The sequence below is a fragment of the Rhodoferax sp. genome (assembly GCF_023700745.1).
In the GTDB taxonomy this organism is placed as follows: domain Bacteria; phylum Pseudomonadota; class Gammaproteobacteria; order Burkholderiales; family Burkholderiaceae_C; genus Rhodoferax.
Genome location: NZ_JAMPYG010000017.1, coordinates 52,024 through 68,361 on the forward strand (window position 1 = coordinate 52,024; position 16,338 = coordinate 68,361).

Annotated in this window: 15 protein-coding genes, 1 tRNA gene and 1 pseudogene; 5 read left to right on the top strand and 12 right to left on the bottom strand. The window is 59.2% G+C overall.

Going from position 1 to position 16,338, the window contains the following annotated elements; genetic code table 11:
* Positions 1 to 39: 39 nt before the first annotated feature.
* The 7 genes from pth to NDJ10_RS12845 form a co-directional block, all read right to left on the bottom strand.
* Positions 40 to 678 (bottom strand): aminoacyl-tRNA hydrolase, encoded by a 639-nt coding sequence (gene pth, locus NDJ10_RS12815; RefSeq protein WP_296162861.1) that lies wholly within the window; start codon positions 676 to 678, stop codon positions 40 to 42.
* 83 nt (positions 679 to 761) lie between these two features.
* On the bottom strand, positions 762 to 1,409 hold the full coding sequence (locus NDJ10_RS12820) for a 50S ribosomal protein L25/general stress protein Ctc (RefSeq protein WP_296162862.1): 648 nt from the start codon (positions 1,407 to 1,409) through the stop codon (positions 762 to 764).
* A 92-nt stretch (positions 1,410 to 1,501) separates the two neighbouring features.
* Complete coding sequence (locus NDJ10_RS12825; protein WP_296162865.1) at positions 1,502 to 2,479, bottom strand: ribose-phosphate pyrophosphokinase; 978 nt, start codon at positions 2,477 to 2,479, stop codon at positions 1,502 to 1,504.
* Positions 2,480 to 2,542: 63 nt separating this feature from the next.
* Positions 2,543 to 2,619 (bottom strand) — tRNA-Gln (locus NDJ10_RS12830).
* Between the two features lie 41 nt (positions 2,620 to 2,660).
* Positions 2,661 to 3,494, bottom strand: a complete 834-nt coding sequence (ispE, locus tag NDJ10_RS12835; protein WP_296162867.1) for a 4-(cytidine 5'-diphospho)-2-C-methyl-D-erythritol kinase — start codon at positions 3,492 to 3,494, stop codon at positions 2,661 to 2,663.
* 41 nt (positions 3,495 to 3,535) lie between these two features.
* Entirely contained in the window at positions 3,536 to 4,042 is a 507-nt protein-coding gene (locus tag NDJ10_RS12840; protein ID WP_296162869.1) for a lipoprotein insertase outer membrane protein LolB, read from the bottom strand.
* Positions 4,039 to 5,775 (bottom strand): tetratricopeptide repeat protein, encoded by a 1,737-nt coding sequence (locus NDJ10_RS12845; RefSeq protein ID WP_296162871.1) that lies wholly within the window; start codon positions 5,773 to 5,775, stop codon positions 4,039 to 4,041. Before NDJ10_RS12845 ends, NDJ10_RS12840 begins: the two co-directional genes overlap by 4 nt.
* A 38-nt stretch (positions 5,776 to 5,813) precedes the next feature.
* Between NDJ10_RS12845 and mutM the strand changes: the two genes are divergently transcribed.
* Both mutM and mutY read left to right on the top strand, forming a co-directional pair.
* A complete protein-coding gene (gene mutM / locus NDJ10_RS12850; RefSeq protein ID WP_296162874.1) occupies positions 5,814 to 6,629 on the top strand; it encodes a bifunctional DNA-formamidopyrimidine glycosylase/DNA-(apurinic or apyrimidinic site) lyase in 816 nt (271 codons plus the stop codon).
* A gap of 24 nt (positions 6,630 to 6,653) precedes the next feature.
* Complete coding sequence (gene mutY, locus NDJ10_RS12855) at positions 6,654 to 7,727, top strand: A/G-specific adenine glycosylase (RefSeq protein WP_296162877.1); 1,074 nt, start codon at positions 6,654 to 6,656, stop codon at positions 7,725 to 7,727.
* Here the strand turns inward: mutY and rapZ are convergent.
* Genes rapZ through NDJ10_RS12870 form a run of 3 tightly spaced genes read right to left on the bottom strand, consistent with a single transcriptional unit; the run spans position 7,698 to position 11,191 of the window.
* The gene (gene rapZ, locus NDJ10_RS12860; protein ID WP_296162880.1) at positions 7,698 to 8,612 is read right to left on the bottom strand and encodes an RNase adapter RapZ; all 915 of its coding nucleotides are present in this window, start codon (positions 8,610 to 8,612) and stop codon (positions 7,698 to 7,700) included. The genes mutY and rapZ overlap by 30 nt on opposite strands.
* Positions 8,613 to 8,639: 27 nt before the next feature.
* Entirely contained in the window at positions 8,640 to 10,292 is a 1,653-nt protein-coding gene (gene recN / locus NDJ10_RS12865; protein ID WP_296162883.1) for a DNA repair protein RecN, read from the bottom strand.
* Positions 10,289 to 11,191 (bottom strand): NAD kinase, encoded by a 903-nt coding sequence (locus NDJ10_RS12870; RefSeq protein ID WP_296162885.1) that lies wholly within the window; start codon positions 11,189 to 11,191, stop codon positions 10,289 to 10,291. Before NDJ10_RS12870 ends, recN begins: the two co-directional genes overlap by 4 nt.
* A 28-nt stretch (positions 11,192 to 11,219) precedes the next feature.
* Between NDJ10_RS12870 and hrcA the strand changes: the two genes are divergently transcribed.
* The gene (gene hrcA / locus NDJ10_RS12875; RefSeq protein WP_296162887.1) at positions 11,220 to 12,224 is read left to right on the top strand and encodes a heat-inducible transcriptional repressor HrcA; all 1,005 of its coding nucleotides are present in this window, start codon (positions 11,220 to 11,222) and stop codon (positions 12,222 to 12,224) included.
* Between the two features lie 51 nt (positions 12,225 to 12,275).
* Here the strand turns inward: hrcA and NDJ10_RS12880 are convergent, their stop codons facing one another.
* On the bottom strand, positions 12,276 to 13,010 hold the full coding sequence (locus tag NDJ10_RS12880; protein ID WP_296162889.1) for a response regulator transcription factor: 735 nt from the start codon (positions 13,008 to 13,010) through the stop codon (positions 12,276 to 12,278).
* Complete coding sequence (locus tag NDJ10_RS12885) at positions 13,010 to 15,034, bottom strand: PAS-domain containing protein (RefSeq protein WP_296162892.1); 2,025 nt, start codon at positions 15,032 to 15,034, stop codon at positions 13,010 to 13,012. The genes NDJ10_RS12880 and NDJ10_RS12885 overlap by 1 nt, the downstream gene beginning before the upstream one ends.
* Positions 15,035 to 15,369: 335 nt before the next feature.
* On the opposite strand from NDJ10_RS12885, the gene NDJ10_RS12890 reads away from it, so the two are divergent.
* Both NDJ10_RS12890 and NDJ10_RS12895 read left to right on the top strand, forming a co-directional pair.
* On the top strand, positions 15,370 to 16,119 hold the full coding sequence (locus NDJ10_RS12890; protein WP_296162894.1) for an electron transfer flavoprotein subunit beta/FixA family protein: 750 nt from the start codon (positions 15,370 to 15,372) through the stop codon (positions 16,117 to 16,119).
* 84 nt (positions 16,120 to 16,203) lie between these two features.
* A pseudogene (locus tag NDJ10_RS12895) lies at positions 16,204 to 16,338 on the top strand (electron transfer flavoprotein subunit alpha/FixB family protein); the annotation flags it as partial.

Consider the following 16,338-nt stretch of genomic DNA (forward strand, 5'->3'; position numbering starts at 1 on the left):
TCCCCTGCGCCCGGCATCGTGGCGCAAGGCCCAAGCGTATCACGTGTTGTTGGCCGCTGGTGGCTGGGCTGGAGTGGTGACGGGTTTGGGCTTGCCGGGGCGCGGCGGTTTGCTGGTGTGCACCAGGCGCGTGGCTTGTTCCATATCACCCGACAAAAATTGGGGCAGGGCCTTGAGGGTCCGGTCAATCGCCTGGTCAATGGCGATGCGGTGGTCCAGCACGGGCTTTTTAAGCACCCAGTGCAGCACCTCGGCCCGATTGCCAGGGTGGCCAATGCCCAAGCGCAGGCGCCAGTACTGGTCGGTGCCCAATTGGGCGTGGATGTCACGCAGGCCATTGTGGCCCGCATGGCTGCCGCCCAGCTTGAGTTTGGCTTCGCCGGGGGCAATGTCCAGGTCATCGTGGGCGACCAGGATCTCTTGCGGCGGTATCTTGAAAAAATTGGCCAGTGCCGCCACCGACTTGCCGCTCAGGTTCATGAAGGTCTGGGGCGCCAGCAGCCAGACCGATTGGCCCTGAACGCTGGTTCGTGCGACCAGGCCATGGTAACTTTTGTCAGCTGTCAAATTGACCTTGAGCTCACGCGCCAACGCGTCCAGCCACCAGCAACCGGCGTTATGGCGGGTCTGTTCGTATTCGGGCCCGGGGTTGCCCAGTCCTACAAAAAGTCTGATCATGTCGCTATTATCCGAATTGTCGAATGTCTTCAGCTAAAAAAAAGGGCTCACCTTGGGTGAGCCCTTTGAATAAGCGGCGAGGCTTATTTCTTGGCTTTGGCGGCTGGCTTGGCAGCCGGTTTGGCGGCGGCGTCAGCAGCCGGTTCGGCAGCAGCGACTGGCTCGGCGCCGGCAACAGCGACCACGGAAACCACCACCGGGTTTTTGTCGCTGCCGTGCTTGACGGCTGTGACGCCCTTGGGCAAGGCGATTTCAGCGAGGTGCAGGGAGGAGCCTTTCTTCAGGCCGCTCAAGTCCACCTTGATGAATTCGGGCAGGTCAGCAGGCAGGCACAGCACGTCAATTTCGCTGATCACGTGGTTGGCAATGCAGCCTTCGGTCTTGATGGCAGGCGAATTTTCGTCGCCGAAGAAGTGCAATGGCACTTTGGCGTGCAGCTTGGTGGAGGCGTCAACACGCTGGAAATCCACGTGCAGGATGAGCTGTTTGAAAGGGTGAACCTGCACGTCGCGCAACAACACCGGGCTGCTGCTGTCGCCAATTTCCATGGTCAGAACGCTGGAGTGAAAGGCTTCTTTTTTCAGCGCATGCCACAGGGCGTTGTGATCGATTTCAATCGCTTGGGGGGGCGTAGTGCCACCATAGACAATACCGGGCGTACGACCGGTGATGCGGAGACGGCGGCTCGCACCCGTGCCCTGCTTGGGACGCTCAAAAGCGGTAAATTTCATAAAAACTCCTGGAAGGGTCCACCGCGACCAGTGGGACCCTGATTAAAAAAGCCGGGCACTTTTGACGGCGACACCGGCGGCTTGAAATCCGATCAGAAAAGGTTTTCCTGATCAGAAAAAAAACTCATCACCGATTTGCCCTTGGCGATGCGCTGGATGGTCTCGCCAATGAGCGGTGCCACACTGAGCTGACGAATCTTGGGGCAGGCCAGGGCTGCGGCTGTGAGTGGAATGGTGTTGGTCACGACCACTTCATCGAGTGCCGCACCAGTGGTGATACGCTCGATGGCCGGACCCGAAAAAATGGGGTGGGTGCAATAGGCGTAGACCTTTTTGGCGCCACGCTCCTTCAGCACTTCGGCCGCCTTGACCAGGGTGCCCGCAGTGTCGATCATGTCGTCCATGATGACGCAGTTGCGGCCATCAATTTCACCGATCACATGCATGACTTCACTGACATTGGCCTTGGGGCGGCGTTTGTCGATAATGGCCAGATCACAGTTCAGTTGCTTGGCCAGCGCGCGGGCACGCACCACGCCGCCGACATCGGGCGAGACCACGATCAGATCGTCGTAGTTTTTTTGCCGCAAGTCACCGAGCAAAACGGGCGAGGCGTAAATGTTGTCCACGGGAATGTCAAAAAAGCCCTGGATCTGGTCGGCATGCAGGTCCATGGTCAAAACACGGGCCACCCCCACGGCTTGCAGCATGTTGGCGACCACTTTGGCCGAAATCGGTACGCGGCTGGAGCGCGGACGGCGGTCTTGCCGCGCATAGCCAAAGTAGGGAATCACGGCGCTGATGCGTTCGGCGGAGGCACGCTTGAGTGCATCCACCATGATCAGCAGTTCCATCAGGTTCTCGTTGGTGGGAGCACAGGTGCTTTGCACTACAAAAACGTCGCGCGCACGCACGTTTTGTTTGATCTCAACAGTCACTTCACCATCAGAAAATCGACCCACCTCGGCATTACCCAAACCAATGTGAAGGTAATGCGCAATGTCGTTGGCCAGCGCGGGATTGGCATTGCCTGTAAAAACCATGAAATCAGGGGTTTGATCGGCTTGCATGGAAATCCCAACTTATGAGTCGCTGTGGCAGATTCATGTCTCAAGTAGACATGTGTGAAAATTTGGCAGGGGAGGAAGGATTCGAACCTTCGCATGCTGGAATCAAAATCCAGTGCCTTAACCAGCTTGGCGACTCCCCTACACGGGTGGATCATGAAACATGACCCACCGATAACTCTTACTAAGCAGTCCAACCTTGAAGAGGATGAGCTGCAAGATTGCGGCATTGTCTCACCAGAAAACCGGCATGATCACCAGCCTCAAAATTTTCCGCAACCTGCGCAAACACTGAACTTCCAGAGCCCGACATTCTGGCATTGAGACCGCGATCACTGCACCAGTTAAGTGCCTGTGTGACGGCGGGGCAAAGTGCCTGCGCGACAGGCTGCAAGTCGTTGTGGCCAAAGCCGTATGCGTCTGCAGCGAAGTCAGAAATTGTAGCGGATTTTGTATCCCTTTTTAAGTCCGGATGTGAAAAAATTCGCTGTGTTTGCAAGCCGTCGGCTGGTTTGACCACGACGAAGCGGGCCGGTGCCAATGTAATTGGCGTGATGTGTTCGCCAATGCCACTGACCCAGGCGTTATGCCCGCTCAAAAAGAAGGGGACATCGGCGCCCAGTTGCAGGCCAATGCGCTGGAGCTGCGACAGACTCAGACCAAGCCCCCATAAACGGTTGAGCGCCAGCAGGGTCGAGGCGGCATCCGAGGAGCCCCCCCCGAGGCCGGCCTGTTCCGGGATGGATTTGGTGACGCTGATGTGTACCCCCTGCGCAGTGCCACTGAGGTTTTGCAGGGCGCGTGCGGCGCGAACAATCAGGTCGTCGGTTGGCAGTGCCTTGTTCAGGTCTTCCCGGCTGATGGCGCCGTTGGCGCGCAGCTCAAAGTGCAGGGTGTCACACAAGTCGATCAGCATGAACACCGATTCCAGCAGATGGTAGCCATCGGGTCGACGGCCAACAATGTGTAAAAAAAGGTTGAGTTTGGCGGGAGCCGGGATGTCAAACAAGGATTTCATCAAGACGTGATAGGTTTGGTAGGGGCTCCCAAGGCCGCTGTTCAGGGTTCAAGGACGACACGAATTTCCGCACTGGGCGAAGGGCTGATGCGTCGTGCGGTAATTTTGCCATCGGCAAATTGCGACTGATCCACCTGCCAGCCGTCCAGGCTCAAGGGTTCGCCCGCGAGCCAGGCGAACAGTGCAGCCACCGGTACCGGCGTGCCCAGGACGCGCTCGATCAATTCGGTGATGCTGTTGAAAGCATGCGTTTGCGTTCCTGATTGCATGTGAGCCTGTTGGGGTGACCAGGAAATGGCGGCAGCGGTACTGCCCAAGGGGGTGAAAAAGAGCAGCTGCCCTTGCGCGGGTCCGCCTTGCAGTTCAAAGCTTGACGAAAAGGCCTGGGGGCCTTGCGCCGGAGAGGCCTCGACCCGCACCGACAGGCGGCCAATCCAGCGTGCTGTCTGTGCGGCTTTTTCCTCGGAGATACGGCTGGGCACAGCACAGCCGGCCACGGCAAATAACAAGCACAGGCTCAGCAGTGATGACGCAAGCCGCTTGTTCACAATTCAACACGCAGACGTTGCAACGTTGCTTTCAGGGTGTCGTTATCAGGGTTGATCTGAAGGCCTTCCCGCCAGATTTTCCTGGCCTCGTCGGGTTGCGCTGTGACCCACAATACCTCGCCCAGATGGGCTGCGATTTCGGCATCTGGTTTCTGCTTGAAGGCGTTGTGCAGCAAGCGCAAAGCTTCTTCGTTTTGTCCCATGCGAAATGCGACCCAGGCCAGGCTGTCCATGATGAAGGGATCGCCGGGCGAGAGCGTCAGTGCTTTTTCAATCAGTTGTCGGGCCTCGGGCAAGCGCTCGCCACGGTCTGCCAGCGCGTAACCCAGGGCGTTGTAAGCCTGGGGGTCTTCCGGTTTGAGTGTCATCAGTTGACGCAACAGTCGTTCCATTTCCGCCAGATCGTCCACAATTTCTGCCAGCATGGCGAGATCGTAGAGCGCATCGGTATCTTGCGGGTTGTGGGCCAGCGCGTCTTCCAGCAGGGCGCGGGCGCGGGCAAATTGCTTTTGATTACGCAAAATTTGCACTTCGGTACTGCGCTTGAGCTGCAACTCTGTGGCCGAGCGCGCGGGCAGGCTGTGGATCAGCGTCAGTGCATCCTCCAGCTGGCCTTGCTGGGCCAGCAGACTGGCGCGCCGGAGTTGGGCGGGCAGCAGGTCGTCCGGATGGTCCACGCGTTGTAACCAGTCCTGGGCTTGTGACAGGTCCTGGCGTTGCAACGCAATGTGCGCCAGCGACAGGTAGGCCTGCGACAGGCCGCGGGGAGCCGGCGCCGTGGCTTGTCCCCCGATTTCAGCCTGCATCAGGTCCAGATAGTGCAAGAAATTGGTTTGCGCGCTGTCCCATTGGCGCATTTCCATGTGCACCGCACCTTGCAGCAGCGAGGCCGGGGCATAGGCGGGCTGCAGTTTACTGATGTGTTGCAGTTCGGCAATGGCTTCGGTATGGCGCTTGGCCAGCAGCAGCGTTTGTACATAAGCCATGCGAAATTCTGTGCTGGGTTGATTCGCCAAATGGTTTTTCACCAGATCTTCGGCCTTGGGCACATCGGCTCGCATCAGGCTCAGGGCCAGCCAGGCCGGATGATCCTGATGCTCACGAAAGTTCTGGCCCTTTTTGGCCGCATCAAGGGCTGCCACCGGATTGCCTGCACTGAGCCACAAGCGACCCAGCGTCGCCCAAACTGTGGCGCCAAGAGCTGGCTCATTCAGCAGGGGCGTCAGGGCTTTTTGAACGACCGTCACGGCGAGTTTTTTGTCGCTGACGCGTTCATACAGCGACGGGATGGCCCAGATGGTGGCAGCACGTTCCTGCCTGGGTGTCAGCGCCAGCATGCGTTTGAGCGGCTCCTGGGTGTCAGCCAGGCGGTTCAGACCCAATAAAATCTGTAGCACATAACGGACCGCCTCCTGCGAGGCTGGAACGCTTTGTTGCCAGGCTTTGGCAGCCTGCAATGCCGATTCCCCCGATCGCGCAAGCAAGGCGATTTGTACCGAACGCTTGAAAAGGGCTTCGTCACCGGTTTTGCGCGCCGCATCCAGCAGCAAGGAAAAGGCCACAGCGGGTTCTTGCGCCTGGACGTTGAGTTCGCCGAGCAGAAGCTGGTAGAAGAGCGCACTGTCCATGGCCGAACTTTGTGCCGGAGCTTCGGTCGGAACGGGTGTTTGCGCATGAATATTGACCCAGCAGGCGGTCAGCAGGGAAAAGATGAGACGATGGGAAGGACGCATGTGGTCATAATAATTCATGTCCGTCAGATAAGAGTGCCATGCCTGAATTACCCGAAGTAGAAGTGACCCGGCGCAGTTTTGCCCATGCCATAGAAAACGCCACCGTGCAGGCAGTGCGGCTTGGCAAACCCCTGCGTTGGCCGCTGGGCTGCGAGCCAGATCACTTGTCGGGCCGGCGTGTGCGCTCGGTAGGCAGGCGCGGCAAGTATTTGCTGATTGAGTTCGACTTGGGCGTTTTGCTGGTGCATCTGGGCATGTCGGGCAGTTTGCGCTTTGCCCCGGTGCTGCCGGCGGCAGGTGTGCATGACCACTTTGATCTGGTGACCACGCAAGGTACTTTGCGTTTGCATGATCCACGCCGTTTTGGTGCCGTGGTTTACGTTGACAGTCTGGCTGATCCTGTGGCGTACAAGCTGCTGGGACGCCTGGGGCCGGAGCCCTTGTCGGAAGATTTTGATGTGACCGGATTTCAGACCCGGCTCAAGCGCCATTCATCTGCCATCAAGTCGGTGCTGCTGGCCGGTGAAGCGGTGGTGGGGGTCGGCAATATTTATGCGTCCGAGGCGCTGTTTGTGGCGGGTATTCGCCCCACCGTGGCCGCTGCACGGCTGAGTAGGCCCAGGGTCGCGCGGTTGCACGCTGCCATCGTGAAAGTGTTGGGTCAAGCCGTTGAGTTGGGTGGCAGTACGCTGCGCGATTTCTCCAGCGCCAGTGGCCAGGCGGGCTATTTCCAGCTGCAGACCATGGTTTATGGACGTGCCGGCTTGCCCTGCCATGTGTGCGCCAGCCCGGTGCGTCTGATCAAGCAGGGCCAGCGCGCCACCTTTTACTGCGCCACCTGTCAAAAGCCCTGAGATGATTTTTGCGAAGGTTTCCTGATGGACGGTTTTTTGGCATCGCACGTGGTGCACTGGCAGGCGCAGGCAGGGCGCCACGATTTGCCCTGGCAAAACACGCGGGATCCGTACCGCGTCTGGCTCTCGGAGATCATGCTGCAACAAACGCAAGTGGTTACGGTACAAGCCTACTTTTCGCGCTTTGTGGCACGCTTTGCCGACGTTCAGGCGCTGGCCCAGGCGCCACTTGATGAGGTGCTGCATCTGTGGGCTGGGTTGGGCTACTACAGCCGCGCCCGCAATCTGCACCGTTGTGCGCAGGACGTGGTCGCCTTGCATGGCGGGGTGTTTCCGCGGTCGGCCCAGCAATTGCAAACCCTGCCGGGCATCGGGCGCTCTACCGCTGCAGCCATTGCCGCCCTGTGTTTTGGCGAGCGGGTGGCCATTCTGGATGGCAATGTCAAAAGGGTGCTGACCCGCTACCTGGGGTTTGCGGATGATCTGGCACTGGCTTCGAACGAGCTCCGCTTGTGGGACCTTGCGACCGAGTTACTCCCGAAAGACCACTTGTTGCGCAACATGGTGCGCTATACCCAGGGCATGATGGACCTCGGAGCGACTCTGTGTTCCAGCAAAAATCCGGCTTGCCCGGTTTGCCCTCTGGTTGAACGTTGTGTTGCCCAGGCCTTGGGGTCGCCGGAAAAGTTTCCACTGAAAACCCGCAAACTCAAACGCAGTGCCCAGTCGATCTGGCTGTTATGGGCGATGACGGACGATGGCGCGGTCTGGCTGAGTCAACGGCCCACCCCAGGCGTCTGGGCCGGTTTGTATTGCCTGCCCTTGTTCGAAGATCGGCAAACCCTGCAGGCTGTGGTGGATCAGCAGGGGGTGCATTCGCTGCGGGATCTGCCGTCGTTCAAGCATGTGCTGACACACAAGGATCTGTACCTGCACCCGGTGCTGCTCAGGCTGGCGGGACACCAGGCGCTGCCGCTGGACGGGCAATGGTTTGGAGCAGCGCAAATCGCCAAAATAGGCCTGCCCGCACCCATCAAGAAAATGCTGCAAGTTGGGAAAGCTTGCGGGTCAGACCACTCGCGTAGCGACGTGCTCTGACCCCAACTGATCGGGATGGCGCGCAGCCATTTCGCGGTGCCGTTTGAGGGTGCTCCAGCGTGGCGCGAACAGGGTGTTCAACTGCTCCACCAGATAGACCGAGCGGTGCTGGCCACCTGTGCAGCCAATGGCGACCGTTACATAACTGCGGTGGTTGTGCGCCATGGCCTCCAGCCAGTGATCCAGAAAAGTGTGGATCTGGTCCAGCATGGTTTGCACATCGGCTTGCTGTTGTAGAAAGTCGATCACTGGGCGGTCGCATCCGGTCAGGTCGCGCAGGCCCGGTTCGTAGTGAGGGTTGGGCAGCATACGCACATCAAAGACAAAGTCGGCATCGTTGGGAACGCCGCGTTTGAAGGCAAAGGACTCGAACACCAGGGTCAGCTGCTCACCGGGGGCATCGATAAAAGACTTGACGTAGCTTTGCAATTGGGTGGGGCGGATGATGCTGGAGTCGATCACATGGGCATCAGCCCGTAATTCACTGAGCAGTTCACGCTCCAGCTCGATGGCTTCGGCGAGTGCCCGGTGCTGGTCGTTTATGTTCTGTGAGGTGTCTGTTTTGGACAGGGGATGCCGTCGCCGCGTTTCCGAGAACCGGCGCATCAGCGTGTCGGTGCTGGCATCCAGGAACAGGCAGTCGACCTGCACGCCCTGGATTTTGAGTTGCGCCAGTTGACTGGGAACCTGCGGCAGGGACGCTGCGCTGCGCACATCCATGGCAATGGCCAAATTGCCGGCTTCATTGGCCCGTTCCAGCTTGATCAACGGCAGCAGGAGTTCAGGGGGCAAATTGTCAACGCAGTAAAAACCCAGGTCTTCCAGCGCATTGAGTGCCACCGATTTGCCCGAGCCCGACATGCCCGTGATCAATACCAGATGCATTTTTTTGTAGGGTAATGGCATGTTGTTTCAGCCCCCCTGCGTGTGCAGCATTTCCCGCGCATGCGCCAGCGTGCTGCTCAACAGGCGCTCACCACCCAGCATCCGGGCCAGTTCGGCAACACGCGCTTCAGTGTCCACGTGGGTGACTGAACTCAGGGTGACGCCGCCCTGAAGCTGTTTGCGCACCACCAGATGGTGGTCGGCGCAGGCGGCTACCTGCGGTAGGTGCGTGACGGCCAGCACCTGGCGGTCTTGTCCCAGGCGTTTCATAAGCAGGCCCACGGTTTCGGCCACGGCGCCGCCCACACCCGCATCCACTTCGTCAAAAATCAGCGTTTGGGCGGTACCCAACTGACTGGTGGTGACTGCGATGGCCAGCGCAATGCGTGACAGCTCGCCGCCGGAGGCCACCTTGTTGACGGCGCGCGGTGTGCTACCGGCGTGACCTGCGACCAGAAATGTCACTTCTTCGAGTCCGCTTTGCAGCGGCTGCTCAGTGGTCTGTAAACACACTTCAAATTGCCCGCCCTGCATACCCAGGCCCTGCATGGCGTGGGTGATGGCGCGGGCCAGTTCGGGTGCACATTTCTGGCGTGCCCGGGTCAGCAGGCCGGCCTCATGCGTATAGCCTTGCCAGGCTGTTGCCACGGCTTTTTCCAGGGCTTGCACGTCGGCGCTGGCGTCGAGCTGTGTCATGGCTTGTTGCCAACCCGCCAACAGCTCTGGCAATTCGTGCGGACTGCGCTTGTAACGCCGTGCCAGCGACAGCCACAGGCCCATGCGCTCATCCAGCTCGGCGAGCCGATCCGGATCGAGCTCGGTCTTGCGTAAATAGCTGCGCAATGCGTGCGCCGTGTCCTGCACTTGTGCCAGGCTGGAGGTGAGTACCTCGGTCAGGTCCTTGAAAAAGGGTTCCAGGTGTTCCTGCTGCAGCAGCAGCTGGCAGGCCCGGCTCAGGCGTTCCAGTGCGTTACCTTCGTCTTCGTCAAGGGTTAGCGCGGCAGCCTGAGCGGCATCGAGCAAGGCCTGTGCGTGGGACAGCCGTGTGTGCTCGGTATTGAGCTCGGACCACTCGTCTGGCTTGGGCGCCAGCTTGTCGAGCTCGCCAATTTGCCAGCTCAGGCGTTCGCGCTCACGCAGCAGGGAATCGTGGGACTGTAGCGCCTGCGCCAGTTGATTTTGTGCGGTGCGCCACAGGTGCCATTTTTCTGCAGTGTCTGCACTGGATACCTGGGCGTAGGCGTCGAGCAGGCTGCGCACCGCCTCCGGCCGGGTCAGGCTTTGCCAGGCGTGCTGACCGTGGATGTCGAGCAATTGTTCGCCCAGGTTGCGCAATTGGGTGGCTGTGGCCGGGCTGCCGTTGATCCAGGCCCGGCTTTTACCCTGGGTGTCGAGCGTGCGGCGCAGCAACAGCGTGGCGTCCGCCTCGAAACCGGCTTCTTCCAGCCATTGCGTCACACTGGGGGGGCTGTCGAATTCAGCACTCACTTCACAGCGACTGGCTCCCTCACGGATCAGGGTGGCATCGGCGCGGCCCCCGGTCACCAGTTGCAGGGCATCGATCAAAATGGATTTGCCGGCACCGGTTTCCCCCGTCAAGGCGGTGAATTGGCTGCCGAATTCAAGCTCAAGTTCGCTGACGATGACAAAGTCTCGCAGCACCATGCGTTTCAGGCTCACGTTGCAGCCACTCCTTCGTTCCAATGCAGTTTCTCACGCAACGTGTCAAAGTAGGACCAGCCCTGCGGGTGCAAAAAACGCACATGGTGCTCCGAGCGTGTGACCTCAATGCGGTCGCCATGCATCAGGGACGCCAGTGATTGCATGTCAAAGCTGGCGCTGGCATCCCGGCCAGAGACAATTTCTATTGCGATTTTTGACGTGTTGGCCAGCACGATGGGTCGATTGGACAAGGTGTGCGGCGCAATTGGCACCATCACCCAACCTGGAACGGACGGGTGGATCAGCGGGCCGCCCGATGACAGGGCATAAGCGGTCGAACCAGTGGGTGTGGCAATGATCAAACCATCGGCGCGCTGGTTGGCCACGAAGTGACCGTCCACCTCGACCCGCAACTCCACCATGCCGGCGGAAGCACCGCGATTCACCACCACGTCGTTCATGGCCATGGCCTGGTAAACACAATGGCCGTCACGCATCACCTGCGCGTTCATCAGGCTGCGGTGGTCTTCCACATAGGCACCACTCAGCATTTGCGCCAGGCTGGTGGCAAAACTGTCGTAGGGCACATCGGTAATAAAGCCCAGCCGGCCCTGGTTGATGCCGATCAAGGGCACGCCATAAGGCGCCATTTGCCGGCCAATCCCGAGCATGGTGCCATCGCCTCCCACCACCAGGCCCAGATCACAGTGCCTGCCAATCTGTGCCACACTCAAAGCCGGGTAGTCGGTGATGCCCATATTGAGCGCGGTATCCTGCTCCATGGCGACATCACAGCCCAGGTCATCCAGAAAATGGGCCACGGCCACAAGGGCGGCGCGTGACTTGGCGCCGCTGGCACCCGCAGGGGTGGTCTGGTATTTGCCGACCAGGGCAATATGCTGGAATTTGGACTTCATTTGCAAATTACATCACTAAAATGAAATCATGCTAGACGATCGTGCCAAGTTATTACTCAAAGCGCTGGTAGAACGCTACATTGCCGACGGTCAACCTGTGGGTTCGCGCACCTTGTCGCGCGCCTCGGGCCTGGATTTGTCTCCGGCGACCATCCGTAACGTGATGTCAGACCTGGAAGAACTCGGCCTGATTGCCAGCCCCCATACCTCGGCCGGGCGCATTCCCACGGCGCGCGGCTACCGGCTGTTTGTCGACACCATGCTCACGGTGCAGCGCGGCCACATCGGCACGCCCAGCCTGGCGCATGACCAGCCGCAGAAAGTGATTTCCAACGCGGCCAACCTGCTGTCGAGCCTGTCCCAGTTTGTCGGCGTGGTCATTGCCCCAAAGCGCACATCGGTGTTCCGGCACATCGAGTTTTTGCGGTTGTCCGAGCGGCGCCTGCTGGTCATCATCGTGTCCCCCGAGGGCGACGTGCAAAATCGGGTCATTTTTACCGAGGTCGATTACACCCAGTCGCAACTGGTGGAAGCCGCCAATTACCTCAACAATAACTATGTCGGCCTGGCGATCGAGCAGGTCCGTGAACGACTCAAGAACGAGGTGGATTCCTTGCGCAGCGAAATTGCCAGCCTGATGAACGCCGCCGTGGCAGCCAACACCGAGGCCATGACCGAAGCGCAGGACGAAGTGATCATTTCCGGCGAGAAAAACCTGCTGTCGGTCAGTGATTTTTCCAACGACATGGGCCATTTGCGCCGCGCCTTTGACCTGTTTGAGCAAAAAGCCCAGCTCATGCGTTTGCTCGATGTGACCGGCCAGGCCGAAGGGGTGCGCATTTTCATTGGTGGTGAAAGTCAGGTGGTGCCATTTGAAGATCTTTCCATCGTCAGCGCACCCTACGAGGTGGATGGTCAGGTGGTGGGCACCCTGGGCGTCGTCGGCCCCACCCGCATGGCCTACGACCGCATGATCCAGATTGTGGACATTACGTCCAAATTGGTCAGCAACGCGCTGAGCCACCATAAGTAGCGTGGCAGATCCTGGTCGGATGCGAAAGCGGGTTCACCTAGTGGAGCGAGTTCAACTCCATGTCACAGCTGCCATCAGCATGTAGCCGGCACCGTAGACCGTTTTGATGATTTTCGGGTTTTGTGGATCCACCTCGAGCTTGCGCCGGATGCGTGAGATGCGCACGTCGATGCTGCGGTCCAGCGGGGACAAATCGCGTTGCCCGATCAATTGTTCACGGGTCAGGATCTGGTGTGGACGCTGCAAAAAAGCGCGTAGCACCATGGCCTCCGCTGTCCCAAGAATGTGCTCGGAGCCGTCCGGGCTGTGCAGAATATTGGCCGCGCAATCCAAGGCCCAGCTGGAAAAACTGGCGTAACGGCGCTGGCTGGGCACCGCTACATCCCCGACGCGTCGCCGGCGCAGGATGCTGCGTACCCGAGCCACCAGTTCACGCGGCTCAAAGGGTTTGACCACGTAGTCGTCGGCCCCAAGCTCCAGGCCCATGACACGATCGATGGTTTGTCCGCGCCCGGTCAGAATGAGGACGCCGCAGTTGGCCAGTTCGTTGATTTTCCGGACCAGTTCGAGGCCGTCGATGTCTGGCAGGCCCAGATCGACGATGCACAGATCGGGGCGCTTGACCTGCAAGCGCCGCAACACCGACGTACCATCCCGGAAACTCTCCACGGAAAATTCAAATTCCTTGAGGCTGCGCTCGACGATCCGTGCGATGGCCTCATCGTCGTCAATGATGAAGATCATGGGCCAGTGGCCTGGGGCGGTTTCACTCACTATGGCGGACATCATGAATCTCCCAGTTGAAGCGCCGCTTCAAGCTCGGCTTTGGTGAAGGGCTTGTGCAGCAGCAGCACCTTGGGCAACTGGTCGGCGTCGGGGGCGTAACCGCTCATCAGAACGATTTTTGGAATGTCGCCGCGTGCCCTGGCGTGGCGTGCCACCTGGCGGCCATCGACGCCGCCGGGCATCACGATGTCGGACAAGAGCAGTTGCACATGGGGTGTCTGATCCAGAATCTGGATGGCCTCGGTGCCGCTTTCTGCCTCGATCACAGAATAGCCCAAGGCCACCAGCATGCGGCGAATGGTTTGGCGAACGCCTGGATCATCGTCCACCAGCAAGGCCAGGCAAGCTGCGGAAGAGGCGTTTGGCTCCAGCGCCTGCGGTTCAGGTGTCGCCGGTTCATGTGTTGGCTCTGCGAGTGTGGGCAGCCAGAGGGTGACCAGGGTGCCCAAGCCAGGCTCGCTCGATATGTGGATGGTGCCCCCCGATTGATGGGCGAAACCATAGGCCATGGCCAAGCCCAGACCGGTGCCCCGGCCTGGTGTTTTGGTTGTAAAGAAGGGCTCAAAAACCCGCGCGATGGTGGCGCCGTCCATGCCGCAGCCGTCGTCCTGCACTTCAATACAAACATAGTCACCAACCCTCAGGTTCAACTGGCTTGCGTGTGCCTCATCGAGTCGCGATACCGAGCAACGCACCGTGATTTCACCCGGGCCGTCGATGGCATCACGGGCATTGAAGACAAGGTTGAGCAAGGTGTTTTGCAGTTGCTGCGGATCGATCGGCGCGATCGCCGGAGTCTCGGAGATGACCGCGTTGAGCTGGATGGCATCGGGGAGCGTACGACGCAGCAAGGGCTCTATCGTGGCAATTAGCGTGTTGACATCAATGACCCTGGCTTCCAGGGGCTGTTTGCGTGCAAAAGTCAGCAGGCTTTGTATCAGCTTGGAGCCGCTGCGTGCGGCATCCATGGCCGGCGCGATGTATTCGCTGACAAGCGATCTGGCTGCTGGCTGTTCGCCCAGCGCGCTCAAGTTGCCGAGGATCACCGCCAAGATATTGTTGAAATCATGTGCCAAGCCCCCGGTCAATTGGCCCAGCGCTGCCATTTTCTGGGCCTGCACCAGCAGTTCGTGTGAACGGCGCTCATGCGTGATGTCAAAAGTTAGCTCGAAGCAACCGGCGACCGACTGGTCAGCTGCAAACTCGGGAATCAGTGTGGTGCGCACAATGCGTAGGCGCTCGCCCAGCGTCAAAACTTCATATTCAAAAGTCACGGCCTCGCCGCGCAAGGCGCGCATCACGTTCGGCCTGATGCGGGTATAGGTATCCACGCCAAGAAAGCTGCGCGCACTGACGTCCTGGGGGGTGGCCGGGTCCAGACCAAACCAGTCCCGGTAGCCCCGGTTGATATAGCGGTAGTTGCGCTCATGGTCCGAATAGGCGATCAGCGCTGGCATCGAATCCGTGATCAGACGCATCTGCGCTTCGCTGCGATGCAATGAACTTGCAATGACTTCCTTGTCGTGCAAGGCCTCGCGTAATTGGGCGTTGATGGCGCTGAGTTCAGCGACCCTGGATTCGAGCATGGCGTTTTGCTCGCGGATCAATTGTTCGGCGCGACGTTGCGCCGTGACATCGGAATAGAGGGTGACGAATCCGAGCCCGGGTATGGGGATCCCGTGGACCTGCAAAACCGTGCCATTCGGGCGAACGCGCTCAAAGGTGTGTGGCACGAAGGCCTTGGCAATTTCAATGCGTCCCTGAATATAGGCCTCCGGGTCGCCCGCGCCGTACTCGCCGCGATCGAAATTGAAACGCAACAGGTCTTCAAATTGCGAGCCAACATAGATCAGCGCCTGCGGAAAATCAAACAAGCGCAAAAAGGTTTTGTTCCAGGCGATCAGACACAAGTTGTCATCAATCAGCGTGAATCCCTGGTCAATCAGATCCAGCCCGACTTGCAGTGATTCGTAGCGTCTCAGGACGGCGGCTGAGGGGCTGGGGGTGGCGTGTCGTGAAATCACACGGGTCTCCAAGAGGCGTACTTTTGATGGTCTTTTTTAATTCTAGGCCACCGGGATGGTGCTGTACGTCTTGCAAAGATTCGTCACATTTCCAAAACACTCATGCAATCATGCTTGTGGATGATCGCGCTAACAAAAAAATGTTGTCGGTGGTGTGTATCAAGGCGATCGCCCCATGGACAAGAACAGGAGACCGTCATGTGCAGCCCCATTTTGCAGGTATCGCATCGGTGCAACAACCGCACCCGCTTATGGCAATTTTGCTTCGGCATTGTTTTCGTCATGTCGCGTCCGATAAAAATTCACACATCAATCAACTCTGGAGAAAGAAAGTCATGAAAGTCCTGGTCGCAGTCAAACGCGTGGTGGACTACAACGTGAAGGTCCGGGTGAAGACGGACAACACGGGAGTAGACACCGCCAACGTCAAAATGAGCATGAACCCGTTTGACGAAATCGCCATCGAAGAAGCCGTGCGCCTGAAAGAAAAAGGCGTGGCCACCGAGATCATTGCGGTCTCCTGTGGTGTCACCCAATGCCAGGAAACCCTGCGCACCGCCATGGCCATCGGCGCCGACCGTGCCATCCTGGTTGAAAGCAATGAAGACCTGCAACCCCTGGCGGTGGCCAAACTCTTGAAAGCACTGGTTGACAAAGAACAACCCGGCCTCATCATCCTGGGCAAACAGGCCATTGACGACGACTGCAACCAGACCGGCCAGATGCTCGCAGCCCTGGCCGACCTGCCGCAGGTCGCCTTTGCCAGCAAAGTCGACGTGGCCGATGGCAAAGCCACCGTCTCGCGCGAAATCGACGGTGGCCTGGAAACCCTCTCGGTCAGCCTGCCCGCCGTGGTCACGGCCGACCTGCGCCTGAACGAACCCCGCTACGTCACCCTGCCCAACATCATGAAGGCCAAGAAAAAGCCCATGGACATCCTCAAGCCCGAAGACCTCGGGGTGGATGTGAGCCCGCGCATCAAGACGCTCAAAGTCAACGAGCCGCCCAAACGCAGCGCCGGTGTCAAGGTACCCGACGTGGCCACGCTGGTGGCCAAACTCAAAACGGAAGCCAAGGTCATCTGAGACCTTGGGGTCGGATCCAGATGTGCGCAGCACATTGGCTCTGACCCCAACCGATCAAACAGTCAACCGATCAAAGGAATCCCCATGACTTCTCTCGTCATCGCCGAACACGACAACGCTTCCCTCAAACCCGCCACCCTCCACACCGTCACCGCCGCCGTTCAATGCGGAGGCGACGTCCATGTGCTGGTGGCTGGCTTTAATGCCGGCGCGGCCGCC

What these genes read in the sequence shown, in the direction of transcription:
- NDJ10_RS12880 (WP_296162889.1), bottom strand. Translation starts at nt 13,010, where the DNA reads ATGTCCGCCATAGTGAGTGAAACCGCCCCAGGCCACTGGCCCATGATC.
- mutM (WP_296162874.1), top strand. Translation starts at nt 5,814, where the DNA reads ATGCCTGAATTACCCGAAGTAGAAGTGACCCGGCGCAGTTTTGCCCAT.
- pth (WP_296162861.1), bottom strand. Translation starts at nt 678, where the DNA reads ATGATCAGACTTTTTGTAGGACTGGGCAACCCCGGGCCCGAATACGAA.
- NDJ10_RS12890 (WP_296162894.1), top strand. Translation starts at nt 15,370, where the DNA reads ATGAAAGTCCTGGTCGCAGTCAAACGCGTGGTGGACTACAACGTGAAG.
- hrcA (WP_296162887.1), top strand. Translation starts at nt 11,220, where the DNA reads ATGCTAGACGATCGTGCCAAGTTATTACTCAAAGCGCTGGTAGAACGC.
- NDJ10_RS12820 (WP_296162862.1), bottom strand. Translation starts at nt 1,409, where the DNA reads ATGAAATTTACCGCTTTTGAGCGTCCCAAGCAGGGCACGGGTGCGAGC.
- NDJ10_RS12825 (WP_296162865.1), bottom strand. Translation starts at nt 2,479, where the DNA reads ATGCAAGCCGATCAAACCCCTGATTTCATGGTTTTTACAGGCAATGCC.
- ispE (WP_296162867.1), bottom strand. Translation starts at nt 3,494, where the DNA reads ATGAAATCCTTGTTTGACATCCCGGCTCCCGCCAAACTCAACCTTTTT.
- mutY (WP_296162877.1), top strand. Translation starts at nt 6,654, where the DNA reads ATGGACGGTTTTTTGGCATCGCACGTGGTGCACTGGCAGGCGCAGGCA.
- NDJ10_RS12845 (WP_296162871.1), bottom strand. Translation starts at nt 5,775, where the DNA reads ATGCGTCCTTCCCATCGTCTCATCTTTTCCCTGCTGACCGCCTGCTGG.
- rapZ (WP_296162880.1), bottom strand. Translation starts at nt 8,612, where the DNA reads ATGCATCTGGTATTGATCACGGGCATGTCGGGCTCGGGCAAATCGGTG.
- NDJ10_RS12870 (WP_296162885.1), bottom strand. Translation starts at nt 11,191, where the DNA reads ATGAAGTCCAAATTCCAGCATATTGCCCTGGTCGGCAAATACCAGACC.